The sequence below is a fragment of the Pseudomonas arabinosi genome, from assembly GCF_047758675.1.
Lineage (GTDB): Bacteria > Pseudomonadota > Gammaproteobacteria > Pseudomonadales > Pseudomonadaceae > Aquipseudomonas > Aquipseudomonas arabinosi.
In genome coordinates, this window is record NZ_CP180480.1 from 664,400 (window position 1) to 678,296 (window position 13,897).

11 protein-coding genes and 1 pseudogene are annotated in these 13,897 nt (G+C 59.1%); 4 read left to right on the plus strand and 8 right to left on the minus strand.

The features are described 5' to 3' along the window. Positions 1–96: 96 nt before the first annotated feature. Positions 97–1,938, minus strand: coding sequence for a dihydroxy-acid dehydratase (gene ilvD, locus ACMXYJ_RS03025; RefSeq protein WP_008150549.1), 1,842 nt, complete (start codon positions 1,936–1,938; stop codon positions 97–99). 342 nt (positions 1,939–2,280) lie between these two features. Here ilvD and ACMXYJ_RS03030 point away from each other — a divergent pair, with 342 nt between their 5' ends. Then, positions 2,281–3,978 (plus strand): DUF4153 domain-containing protein, encoded by a 1,698-nt coding sequence (locus ACMXYJ_RS03030; RefSeq protein ID WP_415758735.1) that lies wholly within the window; start codon positions 2,281–2,283, stop codon positions 3,976–3,978. Between the two features lie 16 nt (positions 3,979–3,994). Here ACMXYJ_RS03030 and ACMXYJ_RS03035 read toward each other — a convergent pair whose 3' ends face one another. The 4 genes and pseudogenes from ACMXYJ_RS03035 to ACMXYJ_RS03050 form a co-directional block, all read right to left on the minus strand. Continuing rightward, on the minus strand, positions 3,995–5,200 hold the full coding sequence (locus tag ACMXYJ_RS03035) for a multidrug effflux MFS transporter (protein WP_415758736.1): 1,206 nt from the start codon (positions 5,198–5,200) through the stop codon (positions 3,995–3,997). Next, positions 5,193–6,170: a diiron oxygenase gene (locus ACMXYJ_RS03040; RefSeq protein WP_415758737.1), complete on the minus strand. Its 978-nt coding sequence runs from the start codon at positions 6,168–6,170 to the stop codon at positions 5,193–5,195. Before ACMXYJ_RS03040 ends, ACMXYJ_RS03035 begins: the two co-directional genes overlap by 8 nt. After that, positions 6,167–7,247: pseudogene (locus tag ACMXYJ_RS03045) on the minus strand (SagB family peptide dehydrogenase). The gene ACMXYJ_RS03040 and the pseudogene ACMXYJ_RS03045 overlap by 4 nt, the downstream one beginning before the upstream one ends. Before the next feature lie 424 nt (positions 7,248–7,671). Further along, positions 7,672–8,868: a class I SAM-dependent rRNA methyltransferase gene (locus tag ACMXYJ_RS03050; protein ID WP_046045202.1), complete on the minus strand. Its 1,197-nt coding sequence runs from the start codon at positions 8,866–8,868 to the stop codon at positions 7,672–7,674. Between the two features lie 234 nt (positions 8,869–9,102). On the opposite strand from ACMXYJ_RS03050, the gene ACMXYJ_RS03055 reads away from it, so the two are divergent. From ACMXYJ_RS03055 to ACMXYJ_RS03065, 3 genes are read left to right on the plus strand one after another with little or no spacing between them, the layout of a single operon-like run. Further along, entirely contained in the window at positions 9,103–9,918 is an 816-nt protein-coding gene (locus ACMXYJ_RS03055) for an HDOD domain-containing protein (RefSeq protein ID WP_415760673.1), read from the plus strand. Positions 9,919–9,946: 28 nt separating this feature from the next. Further along, positions 9,947–10,759, plus strand: a complete 813-nt coding sequence (gene mutM, locus ACMXYJ_RS03060; RefSeq protein WP_008150567.1) for a bifunctional DNA-formamidopyrimidine glycosylase/DNA-(apurinic or apyrimidinic site) lyase — start codon at positions 9,947–9,949, stop codon at positions 10,757–10,759. A gap of 53 nt (positions 10,760–10,812) precedes the next feature. Then, on the plus strand, positions 10,813–11,136 hold the full coding sequence (locus ACMXYJ_RS03065) for a hypothetical protein (protein WP_046045205.1): 324 nt from the start codon (positions 10,813–10,815) through the stop codon (positions 11,134–11,136). Between the two features lie 127 nt (positions 11,137–11,263). Here the strand turns inward: ACMXYJ_RS03065 and ACMXYJ_RS03070 are convergent, their stop codons facing one another. From ACMXYJ_RS03070 to ACMXYJ_RS03080, 3 genes are all read right to left on the minus strand, one after another. Next, complete coding sequence (locus ACMXYJ_RS03070; RefSeq protein WP_010466792.1) at positions 11,264–11,515, minus strand: YfhL family 4Fe-4S dicluster ferredoxin; 252 nt, start codon at positions 11,513–11,515, stop codon at positions 11,264–11,266. A 102-nt stretch (positions 11,516–11,617) separates the two neighbouring features. After that, positions 11,618–12,097, minus strand: a complete 480-nt coding sequence (gene coaD / locus ACMXYJ_RS03075) for a pantetheine-phosphate adenylyltransferase (protein WP_008150570.1) — start codon at positions 12,095–12,097, stop codon at positions 11,618–11,620. A gap of 115 nt (positions 12,098–12,212) precedes the next feature. Then, a complete protein-coding gene (locus ACMXYJ_RS03080) occupies positions 12,213–13,808 on the minus strand; it encodes a GMC family oxidoreductase (protein WP_415758738.1) in 1,596 nt (531 codons plus the stop codon). Positions 13,809–13,897 lie beyond the last annotated feature (89 nt).

Consider the following 13,897-nt stretch of genomic DNA (forward strand, 5'->3'; position numbering starts at 1 on the left):
CCAAAATGTTCACCCATCAATCGATTGTTAATCCGGCTTCGCAAGCAAAAAAATGCCCCGCACTTGGCGGGGCATTTTTATTTCTGCGACTGACGCTTACAGCCCGTCGAGCATTGCCTTGTTACGCACGGCACCCTTGTCGGCGCTGGTCGCCAACAGAGCGTAGGCCTTCAGTGCGGTGGTCACCTTGCGTGGACGTTTTTCCACAGGCTTCCAGCCTTTCTGATCCTGCTCGGCACGACGCCCGGCCATTTCTTCGTCGCTGATCAACAGGTTGATCGAGCGGTTCGGAATGTCGATCAGCACTTTGTCGCCATCCTGCACCAGGCCAATCGCGCCGCCCGCTGCCGCTTCCGGGGAAGCGTGGCCGATGGACAGGCCCGAGGTGCCGCCGGAGAAGCGACCATCGGTGAGCAGGGCGCAAGCTTTGCCCAGGCCTTTGGATTTCAGGTAGGACGTCGGGTACAGCATTTCCTGCATGCCCGGGCCGCCTTTCGGGCCTTCGTAACGAATGATCACGATGTCGCCGGCCTTCACTTCGTCAGCGAGGATGCCGCGTACGGCGCTGTCCTGGCTTTCGAAGATCTTCGCGTTGCCTTCGAAGACATGAATCGACTCGTCGACGCCGGCGGTTTTCACCACGCAGCCATCCAGCGCGATGTTGCCGTAGAGAACGGCCAGGCCGCCTTCTTTCGAATAAGCGTGTTCGACACTGCGGATGCAACCGTTTTCACGGTCGTCGTCCAGGGTTTCCCAGCGGGTCGACTGGCTGAACGCGGTTTGCGTCGGGATGCCCGCCGGACCGGCCTTGAAGAAGTGATGCACCGCTTCGTCGTCAGTCTGGGTGATGTCCCACTTGGCGATGCCTTCGGCCAGGGTCTTGCTGTGCACGGTCGGCAGGTCGGTGTGCAGCAGGCCGCCACGGGCCAGCGAGCCGAGGATGCTGAAGATCCCGCCGGCACGGTGCACGTCTTCCATGTGGTACTTCTGGATGTTCGGCGCAACTTTGCACAGTTGCGGCACGTGACGGGAGAGACGGTCGATGTCGCGCAGGTCGAAATCGATCTCGGCTTCCTGGGCCGCGGCCAGCAAGTGCAGGATGGTGTTGGTGGAACCGCCCATGGCGATGTCCAACGTCATGGCGTTTTCGAACGCCTTGAAGTTGGCGATGTTGCGCGGCAATACCGACTCGTCGTTGTCGCCGTAGTAACGCTTGCACAGCTCGACGATGGTGCGGCCGGCCTGCAGGAACAGCTGTTCGCGGTCGCTGTGGGTGGCGAGGGTCGAACCGTTGCCCGGCAATGCCAGGCCCAGGGCTTCGACCAGGCAGTTCATCGAGTTGGCGGTGAACATGCCGGAGCACGAACCGCAGGTCGGGCAGGCGCTGCGCTCGTACTCAGCGACTTTCTCGTCAGAAGCGCTGGAGTCGGCGGCGATCACCATGGCGTCGACGAGGTCGAGACCGTGGCTGGCCAGTTTGGTCTTGCCGGCTTCCATCGGGCCGCCGGAAACGAAGATCACCGGGATGTTCAGGCGCAGGGCAGCCATCAGCATGCCTGGGGTGATCTTGTCGCAGTTGGAGATGCAGACGATGGCGTCGGCGCAGTGGGCGTTGACCATGTATTCGACGGAGTCGGCGATGATCTCGCGGCTCGGCAGCGAATACAGCATGCCGTCGTGGCCCATGGCGATGCCGTCATCCACGGCAATGGTATTGAATTCTTTGGCTACACCGCCGGCGCGTTCGATTTCGCGGGCGACCAGTTGGCCCAGGTCCTTGAGGTGGACGTGGCCCGGTACGAACTGGGTGAAGGAGTTGGAAATGGCGATGATCGGCTTTTTGAAGTCGTCATCTTTCATCCCCGTGGCGCGCCACAGTGCGCGGGCGCCGGCCATGTTGCGGCCATGGGTGGATGTTTTCGAGCGGTAATCAGGCATGAAGCACTCCGGGCGGCTAATCAGGTATCAAAAGGGAAGTGAGCTTCTATTGACGTCTGGAACACTCAGAAATGGCCGTGTGTCCGGAAGTTGCCGATAACTTTGCGGGATCGCCGCGCGCTTCAGCTTGAGCTCATAAACCCGCCGGGGGATGACTGGCGATGAATGTCGCGATTCTACACGGCTGGCGTCAGGAGGGAATGCCGGAAAAGGGTGATCCAGCGCTGACGGAACGTGTGGGATGACCATCGGTAGGTGAGCAATCGCCTCGTGGGGATATCACCGCGCCGGACGCTTGGCTAAACTGCCCGGCCTCGCGCAACCCCACCAAAAGGAATTGGAATGTCGCTGTTGAATCGTTCGTTGTGGTTTTACCTGCTGACCGGCCTGTGCCAAGGGTTAGTGTTCTGGCAGTTCGAAACACTCAAGACATTGGGTGCGGGGGGGCTGGCGGCAAGCCTGACGCTGGTGTTGGTGGGTGGCGTGTTTTTGCAATTGCTCGGCCCTAAACTCAGAAACCCGCGGGTTCTGGCGCTGACGCTGGTTTTTTGTGTGTTGACGATGTCAGTCAGTAGTTGGGTCGTGGTGTCCGCGATGGAGCATGGCAATCGCTGGCTAACGAACACTTGGCTGCTGACCTGCGTGCCGCTGTCTTACGTGGTGTGTGCGTTTCTGGCGAGTTGGCCTTCCGGTGAAGGCCGCAGCTGGCGCTACGACGATCTGTTCCAGTACGCCTGGAGTCATGTGTTCGTGGTGTTTTTTGCACTGACGCTGACCAGTGTATTTGGTTTGCTGCTTCTGCTCTGGAGCAAGCTGTTTCTCATGCTGGGCATCGAGTTCTTTGCCGAGCTGTTCAGTTCCCCGATGTTTTTTTGCCTGAGTGGGCCGGTGGTGTTTTCCCTGACCATACGCCTGGGGCTGAACAACGAAAAAGTCATCGGCATGCTGCGGGGTGTCTTCCTCGCGGCGTGTCATTTTCTGTTGCCGATGATCACGCTCATTACCGTTTTGTTTACCGTGACGCTTCCCTTTACCGGCTTGCAACAGATCTGGGCCACCGGCTACTCGACCCCGATTTTGTTGTGTTTGGTGGGGACTTATCTTTTTTTGCTCAATGGGGTATTTCAGGACGGGCATCAGGCTCAACCTTATCCGGCGTGGCTGATGCGCTGTGTCGAGGCAGGTTTGGTTTGCTTGCCGGTGCTGGTGGTGGTGGCTGGGTACTCAAGCTGGCTGCGGATTGAACAGTACGGCCTGTCGCCCCGGCGGTTTGTCAGCCTGTTGTTGGTCGTGGTCATCGCGGCGTATAGCCTGGCCGCGACGTGTGCCGTGGTGCAACGCCAGACCCAATGGCTGGAGGGGCTGCGGCGCAGTAACCCGGCCCTTGCCCTGGCAGTGTGCGTGGTGTTGGTGCTGATCAATACGCCTTGGCTCAATGCGCAATCGTTCAGTGCACGGGATCAGGTGCAACGCTTGCTCGATGGCCGCACGTCGGTGTTGACGTTCGATACCAACTACTTGCGCAACGGGCTCGGCGTGTCCGGACGGCAGCAATTCGAGGCATTGTCCGAGCGGCTTGAACGCAATGAAATTCTCGATGCGCCCTCGCGCGAGGTGCTGCGCACCCAGATGAAACAAACGCCCGGCGAAACCACCTTTAAGTACCCGCCGGCGGAGCCGACACCCGTGAACATTGAATGGGTGGGGCCGAAAGTGGACGGCAGCGAGCAATTTGTCAGCCTCAACAGCAAAAAGCGTCAGTGCCAGGATGACGGGTGCGTGATGTGGGCGGCCGACCTGGACGGCGATGGCCAAGTCGAAGTGCTGCAATTCAATCAACAGCCGTGGGACCACAGGACGTTCCTCTATAAACGCGCAGCCGACGGTGAGTGGAAATATGTCACCGTGCTCCAGGGCGCGAATGTCACGCCGCAGCACCTTGACCATCTACGTGCGGGCGAAGTGAAACTCATCGAGCCGCGCTTCAAGAACGTTCAAATAGGTACGCTTTCGCTGGTTCCCGAACCTGAGGACCAATAACACTGCACCCACTGCCTCAGGCTTCGCGCAAGGCCGGATTGCGCAGTCGGATGCGATAGATCATGACCAGACCGACGCTGCTCAAGGCGATGAAGCTGAGGGCCAGCGTCAGTTGCAGTTCGAAGGGACTCAGGTTGATCAGGGCGCTGATCAGGCCACCGGAGATGAATATCAGTGTGTTCCCGGCCGACGCCGAGGTACCGGCCATGTCCGGGAATACCTCCATCGCCTTCGAGGTAGCGACCGGCCGGGCGATGGTGGTACCGGCGGTGCAAACAATCATCGGGATCAGCACCGTCAGGGTCGACAGCCCTATCGCGTTTGAGAGCATGAGCATGACCAGCCCCGAAAAGAAGATCAGGCTCAAACCAACAATGATCTGTGTATTGGGTGCGATCCGCCCAGCGAGGACTCGAGCGACAATGCCGCCGATGATGTAGGCCACGCCATATAGCAGCAGTGTCAGGGAAAACTCGTAGGCCGAAAGCTGCAACTGCTCCATGAAGATCAGGGGCGAGATGACAATGAAGGAAAAGTGGCAGGTGAAGGCGATTGCGGCGATCAGCCAATAGCCGAGGAAACCCGCATCGCGACAGACGCGCCGGTAGGACTGAAGAATGCTTCGGCGCGGGGTTGTGGCGGTGTGTCGGTTTTCAAGAAAGAAGCAGGCCTTCAGGAACACGGCGGCGGCGAGGGCAATAAAGACAATGAAGCTTGCGGGCCAGTCCAGTGCCTGTTGCAACAGGGTGCCAGCCAGTGGCGAGACGGAAATGAAGATCCCGCTGGCGGTGACCATCAGAATCCGCAGTTGATCCCGCTCCTTGCCGTCGAACAGGTCCTGGACCAGCGCCTGCGAGAGTACGAAGCAACCGCAGCCGATGGCCTGCACCACCCGGAACATCAGGAACCAGGCGTAGTCGGTGGACAGCACGCAACCCGTCGCACCGACAATCGAGACCGCCATTCCCGCCAGCAGCAGACTTTTGCGCCCGATGACATCCGAGAGCGGCCCGACCAGTAGTTGGGAAAGTGCGATCCCGATGGCAAACAGGCTGATGGAAAACGCGATCTCGCCTGGCGTGGTCCGGAAGTGTTCGGCCAGCGCCGGGAACGATGGCAGCAGAACATCCAGAGGGAAGACCCCGAGCATCACCATGGTCATTAATAGGGTGATCGCAGAGCGGCGGTGTTTGACACTGACCGCAGATTTTCCTTCATCCATCGACAAGTTCTGCCTGTGCGAAGAGCTGCTGGTTAAAAGGCAGGTCGAAAAAACCTGCCTTTTCCATTGCCTGTAGCGTCGCGCCTGCACCTGATCGGGCGCGCTGAAGGCAGGCTTGCGGGCCGGTCAGGGCGCTGAGGATTTCTGCGACGCAATTCTCCCCAAGATCCACGCTGTTCAGGCTTTCCTTCAGCCATCGCTCATCGACCTCAAAGAAAATCAGGAGGATGTCCACCAGCAGCTTCGCGGCGAACGTGCGTTGGCTGCTGTTCAGGGTCAGCCACAGATAATGGAACACTTCGCAAAAGTAACGACTGTGTCGGGCCTCGTCGGTGAGGTGGTCCCTGAGCATTTCCTGGACGCTGGACACCAGTTCGTTGCGGCAAACCTCGAGCAGTTCCCTGGCAATGATGGTCTCGGACACGAAGCCGACGAGAAACCAGGCCAGCGCCTTATGCCTGTCAGGTGCGTGGTCAAGCAGGGCGTTCAGTCGGGTAATGCGGTGCGGCATCACCGGGCGTTGGGTCATGCCGTAAAGGTCGGCTATCTGCTCGGCGAGACTATTGGAGAACAGCGCGTGATAACCCTCATCGGTATAGAGCTGGAGGGCAGCCGTTTTCATCCGTCGAGGGATGGACGCACCGAGCTCATCGTGGACGATGGTTTCCACGGAGCGGTTGACGATCCGATGTTCGAGCCGGGTGGTGTAGTCGAGGAAATACACCAGATGGTTGGCCGATAGTCGATGAGTGATCGCGCTGCCGGCTGCTTCGATCGCCGGGTGACTCAGGTAGGGCAAGAAGGCGGGCGGGAACCAGTGTCGTGTTTCCAGTTGCCGTTCCAGATCTGATGGCAATTGATAGGTGTGCTCGCTGGTTCGTACCGAGGCCCGGGTGTTCCAGTCACCGAGGGTGAAGCGCTGTGCCCAGGCGTCGGGCAGGGACAGGTCGTCTGTGCGGGGCTCGGTCATTGTTGTGAGCCTCGGCTGCTTAGCAGTGCTTTTAATTCCTTGCACATCACTTGTCCGTCACTCTGGCCACAGCCAACAAAGAACAACGCTTGTTCGGCGCTGTCCTCGATTCCCAGCAATCGTTTCGACCTGATCGTCGGCCAACGCACCGGTCAGCCAGGTGCTTAACCCAAGTGCGGTGGCCACCAGTTGAAAGGTCTGGGAAATATGACCGGCCTCGACGTAAGCCATTCGGTAGGCCCGCGAGTGTTCATATTTCCACCACAGTTTGTCGAAGCGAGCGGTGATGAACAGGCCGACTGGCAGGTTGTTGATGAAATGCTGCCCACACAACAACTGGCCCAAGGGCGAGTCAGGCACCGGATTGACGAAGCTCAACGCATGTTCGTCGGGGTGGTAGGCGTAGAGCCCGGGATTCAGGCCGCTGACGTTCTGAACATGCAGAAAACCTTCGCAGGCATTCAGCCCGCCACCGGATGGACTGCTGCGCCGGGCGCCAAGACCTTCCGCGATGGCTTCGTCGATGTCGTTGTCGCGCTCACGCAGATAGCCAAGGGACAAATACAAAAGAGTGCCCACATCGTCGAGGGAGACTTCTTCGCCCGTGAAGGCGCGACAGGTCTTTCGGTCGATCAACGTCTTTGCAAGTGCGCTTTGCGGCAGACAGGAAGGTTGGGGCAGGGCAATCCGTTCGCTCGTCGGGCGTTCTGTGAGGCTGACCTCCGGGGCAGGAGTGGCCAGTACTTCGGCGCAATGGTCCAGATAATGTCTCGACCATTCATTGATATCTTGGGGGACATATTCACAAGGAATGTTCTTGGTGCCGATATGAAATATCTTCGACAGCTCATCCCAGCCCCATTCAAGGGTGTCTTGTATTGAAGTTGTGAGTATTCCCGCGCTCAGTAGTTGCGCGTCTATTATGTTGTTGTCATCAAACTTTTCAGGGGTGTCGATAAGGTGTGCAAGGCGGGTTGAATACTCAAGGTTCAATTCGAACTGTTTGTGGTTCTTGTAATCCCAGACTATTTGTTCGGGCGAACGAGGAAGTATGAATATATAAGGGCTTATCTGCATGATTGGCGATTCACTCTGGTCTTTGCCATAGAAAACGCTGGGTAGCCGGCACTCCCCAGCGTTTTATTTACTTAGCGGACTTTTGACGCAACCAGAAAAGCCAGGTTAGCGATTTTGTTGGTTTCCAGAGTAATTGCTTTCATGTTTTGAACTCCTTGTAATTGATAGTGAGTGTCACTCCTGTGTGACGACTTAATCATAGTTTGTAATGAGTTCTTATCAAGGGGAGATTAGGTAGGACTGTTCCAGTAATTTTGTCGGATCGATCTGAGGGTTGGATAAATCTTGTAAGTTCTTTCCGCTAAAATAAAAGACACAGCGAAACTTCCTGCAAGTCATTAAGACTGCTGGGGTAGGAAGTTGGAGAGTTCAATAACAGAAAACAGAACGGGGAGCCGGCTGGCTCCCCGTCAAACCGGCGAAATCAGCTGTTTGGCAGCAGACGGCAGGTGATGCTCTTGATGTAGCGGGTTTCGGCGATGGCCGGGTGAACCGGGTGATCCGGGCCCTGACCGCCGCGCTCCAGCATCTGGATGTTGCGGTCCAGGTGACGGGCGCTGGTCAGCAGGATGTTCTGCAGATCGTCTTCCGGCAGGTGCATCGAGCACGAAGCGCTGACCAGGATGCCGTCCTTGCTGAGCAGGCGCATGGCTTGCTCGTTCAGGCGACGGTAGGCACCTTCACCGTTTTTCATGTCTTTCTTGCGTTTGATGAACGCCGGAGGATCGGCAACGATCACGTCGAAACGCTCTTCGCTGGCTTTCAGCTCTTTCAGGGCTTCGAACACGTCACCTTCAATGCAGGTCATCTTGTCGGCGAAACCGTTCAGCGCGGCGTTGCGCTCGACGCCGTCGAGGGCGAAGGCCGACGCGTCGACGCAGAACACTTCACTGGCGCCGAAGGCAGCCGCTTGCACGCCCCAGCCGCCGATGTAGCTGTACAGGTCCAGCACGCGTTTGCCTTTGGCATAAGGTGCCAGGCGTGCGCGGTTCATGCGGTGGTCGTAGAACCAGCCGGTTTTCTGTCCCTGGATGACGGGTGCTTCGAATTTCACGCCGTTCTCTTCCAGGGCAACCCACTCCGGCACCAGGCCGAACACGGTTTCGACGTAGCGATTGAGGCCTTCGGCATCACGGGCAGCGGAGTCGTTCTTGAACAGAATGCCGCTAGGCTTGATCACTTGGGTCAGCGCTGCGATCACGTCTTCTTTATGGGCTTCCATGGTTGCCGAAGCGATCTGTACCACCAGGATGTCGCCGAAACGGTCGACCACCAGACCTGGCAACAGGTCGGAATCGCCGTAGACCAGGCGATAGAACGGCTTGTCGAACAGGCGATCGCGCAGGGACAGCGCAACGTTCAGGCGATGCACCAGCAGCGACTTGTCCAGCGGCAACTTGATGTCGCGCGACAAGAGACGGGCGCAGATCAGGTTGTTCGGGCTCATGGCAACGATGCCCAGCGGCTTGCCGCCGGCTGCTTCGAGGATCGCCTGGTCGCCGGCCTTGAAACCGTGCAAAGGAGTAGCGGCTACATCGATTTCGTTGCTGTAGACCCACAAGTGGCCGTTTCGCAGGCGACGGTCGGCGTTGGCTTTGAGGCGCAGGCTAGGCAGGGACATGACGTCGCTCCGGAAAAAAGAGCGGGAGTATAGCGTGTTGCGCACGGCCACGGTTTGGCGGATGGACATGCGGTGAGGAAGGGGCAGGCATTTGATGAAACTTCATGCGAAGAACCGGCCAGGGTGTCGGATCCAACTTTATAAGGGTTAGAATCGCCGCCTGTCCCAGAGTGTGTACTTATGTCCCCAGAGCTGACTTCCGAACAGATTCAACAGTCCCTGCAAGGCATCAGCGTGCCGGCCCAGCCGCAAATCATGGTGGATTTGCAGATGGAACAGTACATGCCCGATCCGGATCTGGAGGTGATCGCGAAGCTGATCTCCCAGGACCCGGGCCTCTCTGGCGCCTTGTTGAAAATCGTCAACTCGCCGTATTACGGCTTGAGCAACAAGATCGCCTCGATTCAGCGTGCAGTGAATCTGCTGGGCAGCCGCTCGATCATCAACCTGATCAACGCGCAGTCGATCAAGAGCGAGATGAACGACGATACCATCGTCACCTTGAATCGTTTCTGGGACACCGCTCAGGACGTGGCGATGACCTGCCTGACCCTGGCCAAGCGCATTGGCACCCAGGCCGGCGATGAAGCGTACGCGTTGGGCCTGTTCCATGACTGCGGCGTGCCGCTGATGCTCCAGCGCTTCCCCAACTACATGACCGTTCTGGAAGAGGCCTACGCCAGTGCCAGCGCCGAATGCCGGGTGGTGGATACCGAGAATCGGGTGTTCAATACCAATCATGCGGTGGTGGGTTATTACACCGCCAAATCCTGGCGCCTGCCGGAGCATGTGACTGCCGCCATCGCCAATCACCACAATGCGTTGGCGATCTTCAGCGATGAGTCGTCGCGCAACAGCCAGCTGAAAAACCTGCTGGCGATCCTGAAGATGGCCGAGCACATTTGTGCATCTTTCCGGGTGCTGGGTAACCAGCGTGATGACCACGAGTGGGACAGCATCGCGCCGCTGGTTCTCGATTATGTCGGCCTCTCGGACTACGACTTCGACACCCTCAAACAAACGATTCGTGACCTTGGCGCTCACCGCTGAACGTTGCACAGCCTGATTCGAGAGCACCATGCCGGAATTGCCTGAAGTCGAAACCACCCGCCGCGGGATTGCGCCGCACCTGGAAGGCCAGCGCGTCAGCCGGGTGATCGTGCGTGAGCGGCGCTTGCGCTGGCCGATTCCCGAAGACCTGGATGTGCGGCTGTCCGGCCAGCGAATCGTGCTGGTGGAGCGACGCGCGAAGTACCTGCTGATTAATGCCGAAGTCGGCACGCTGATCAGTCATTTAGGGATGTCGGGAAATCTGCGATTGGTGGAAATCGGCACGCCGGTGGCCAAGCATGAGCATGTGGACATCGAACTGGAGTCCGGCCTGGCCTTGCGTTACACCGACCCGAGACGGTTTGGCGCGATGCTCTGGAGCCTTGATCCACTCAACCACGAATTGTTGATTCGCCTGGGGCCGGAGCCGTTGACCGACCTGTTCGACGGCGAGCGCTTGTTCCAGCAGTCCCGCGGGCGATCCATGGCGGTCAAACCGTTCATCATGGACAACGCAGTGGTGGTCGGCGTGGGCAATATCTACGCCACCGAAGCGTTGTTCGCGGCAGGTATCGACCCGCGTCGTGAGGCCAAGAGCATCTCTCGGGGGCGGTATCTGAAGCTGGCAATCGAGATCAAACGCATCCTGGCGGCCGCTATCGAGCGCGGCGGCACCACACTGCGGGACTTTATCGGCGGTGACGGTCAACCGGGTTATTTCCAGCAGGAACTGTTCGTGTACGGCCGTGGCGGTGCGCCCTGCAAGGTCTGTGGCACAGAGTTGCGGGAAGTGAAGCTGGGGCAGCGCGCCAGCGTCTTTTGCCCGCGTTGTCAGAGCTGATACGCCTACGGTCTATAGTCAGTGTTCTGACTGCCTAGCCCAAGGACCGTGCCATGAACCTGTTTCGAACCGTTGTCGTCGTTTTGCTGCTGAGCGTCGGTGCGCCAGCGCTGGCAGCAAACACCGGCAGCGGCGACCCGCGTTACACCATCCAGAATCCCCCGGCGTACGCCATGCTCGGCGATTTGCTGATAGCCCGACCCTTGCTGGTCGTGGCGACGGTGATCGGTGCGGGAGCGTTTGTGGTGTCGTTGCCGTTTACCGCGTTGGGCGGCGGCGTCGGCGATGCGGGGCAGGCGTTGGTGGTCGACCCGGCGAAAGCGGCGTTTGTGCGGTGTCTGGGGTGTATCGGGGAGGGGTTTGAGCAAAGGGAGTGAAGTTTTTGTGTGGCTGATGGCCTCATCGTCGGAACGCCGCCCGGAGCAAGCTCGCTCCCACAGTTGATCGCGGTCTAATGTGGGAGCGAGCTTGCTCGCGATGGCGTCAGGGCAGGCGCCAAACGAATCAAGCCTTACCGGTAATGATCCGGTACTTCGCCATCAACTGCTCTTCAGTCTCCGGATGCGCTTCGTCCAGCGGAATGCAATCCACCGGGCACACTTGCTGGCACTGAGGTTCGTCGTAGTGGCCGACGCACTGGGTGCACAGGTTCGGGTCGATCACGTAGATCTCTTCGCCCTGGGAGATGGCGGCGTTCGGACACTCGGGTTCGCAGACGTCGCAGTTGATGCAATCGTCGGTGATGATCAGGGACATGCTAACTCCAGCCAGGGCGGAAAGCCCGGGCGCAATAAACCAATGCGCACAATTGTGCCGCATTGGCGCCCGCAGTGCACGCGGACGCCGCTTGAGCGGTTGTTACTTCTTGAAGCGTTCGTTCAGGGCATCCGCCACCGCAGGGTGGACGAACTTGGTGATATCGCCGCCCAGGGCTGCGATTTCACGGACCAGCGTCGAGGAAATGTACGAATAACGTTCGGACGGGGTAAGAAACAGGCTTTCCACATCCGGCGCCAGCTGACGGTTCATGTTGGCCAGCTGGAATTCGTATTCGAAGTCCGACACCGCACGCAAACCACGCAGGAACACGTTGGCGTTCTTCTCTTTGGCGAAGTGCGCCAGCAACGTCGAGAAGCCGACGACTTCAACGTTGGGCAGATGTTTAGTGACCTCGCGGGCCAGCGCCACACGCTGTTCCAGGGGAAACAACGGGTTTTTCTTCGGGCTGGCGGCGACGGCAATGATCACATGATCGAACAGGCGCGCGGCGCGTTCGACCAGATCGCCATGGCCCTTGGTAATAGGGTCGAAGGTACCTGGGTACAACACTCGGTTCATCGCGTCGTCCTGGCGGGAGTCCGTTGGGGAGTCGGATGGTATCGCAGCCTTCCCGGTCGGCCAAGTCGCCTTTTGGGTAAGAAAGCACTATAGACGATTGGAATATTCTCCCTTTTCATGGGTTTTTCAAACGTTCGGCCAAAGAAGTTGCCAGCTGCGCCGTCAGCCCGTAGACCGACAATTGCGGGTTCGCGCCAATGCTGGTGGGGAACAGCGAGCCGTCATGAATGGACAGGTTGCCTAGCTGATGATGCCGGCCGAGGCTGTCGGTCACGGCGTTTTTCGGGTCTTCACCCATGGCACAACCGCCCATCACATGGGCGCTGCCCAGGCGTGTGCGATACAGCTCCAGGTTCAGGCTGTCGATCAGCGTGCGCGCTTCGGCCAGGGTTTTCACGTACCGAGCGTCGGCATGCATTGGCATCACCGCATTGGCACCGCCCGCGAACTGGATCTCGGCCATGCTGTGGAACGCCCGGCGCAACCCGTCCCAGGCATACGGTGAAACCGGATAGTCGAGCACCGGCGTGCCGTCACTGCGCAACTCGACGCTACCGCCGGGGCTGTCCGGGTGAAAGCCGTCCCGCAGCAACGCCAGCATGGCGTGGGTGTGGGGCAGGTTTTCCATGTGTTGGGCGTTTTCCTTGCCGAAACCGCCGAGCAGAGTGGTCGCGAGCGCCGGGTGCAGCGGCGGCACTTCGAGTTTGTAAGACATTTTTCCGGTGGTGCCGTCCTGCCATTGGAAATGGTCGGAATAGATCGACTGTGGCGCGCCATAAAACGGGTTGATCACCTCGTCGAACAGCCCGGCCGACATGTTCACCAAGTGTAGAAAAGTCCGTTTACCCAGTCGTTTGTGTGGGTCCGGCGCCTCAGAGCGCATCAGCAGCGCCGGGCTGTTGATCCCGCCGCCAGCCAACACGTAATGCCGCGCCTTGACCGTGATCGTGTGTCCGGTAGGCGCGACGCAGCGGTCGTCCATCGCTACGCAGTGCAAGCCCGTGACCTTGTCGCCGCTGATCAAGAGCTTTTCGGCACGAGCCAGATAGAGCAACTCCCCACCTTTTTCCAGGGTCGCCGGGATGGTCGTGACCAGCATCGATTGTTTGGCGTTGGTCGGGCACCCCATGCCGCAGTAGCCCAGGTTCCAACAGCCACGCACGTTGCGCGGGATCACATGCCAGGCGTAACCGAGCTTTTCGCAGCCTTTGCGGATCACATCGTTGTTGGCGTTGGGCGGGATCATCCACGGGGCGACGCCCAGGCGTTGCTTCATTTTCTCGAACCACGGCGCCATCTCGGCCGGCGTGTGGCCTTTGACGTCGTGTTCCTTGGCCCAGTGGTCGAGGGTCGGATCCGGCGTGCGAAAGCTTGAGGTCCAATTGATCAGCGTGGTGCCGCCCACCGCCCGGCCCTGAAGGATGGTGATCGCGCCGTCCTTGCTCATGCGGCCGATACCTTCCTGATAGAGGCTGGTGTAGGCCTGGTCTTCGAGCATCTTGAAGTCGCTGCTGGTCTTGAGCGGGCCTTCCTCGATCAACAATACCTTGTAGCCCGCGGCGCTGAGGATTTCGGCGGTGGTGCCACCGCCCGCGCCGCTGCCGATAATCGCCACGTCCGCTTCGAGGGTCAGGTCCTGGGTCAGTTGTGAGCCGTTATAGGTTTTCCAGCCACGGGCCAGGCCTTCGCGGAACGGATCGGGTACGGGCATCTTCAGGTTCTCTTTTTATTTTGATTTCTGTGGTGAGGCAGCAGACGCTATCGCGAGCAGGCTCACTCCCACATGGATCGCGTAACCCC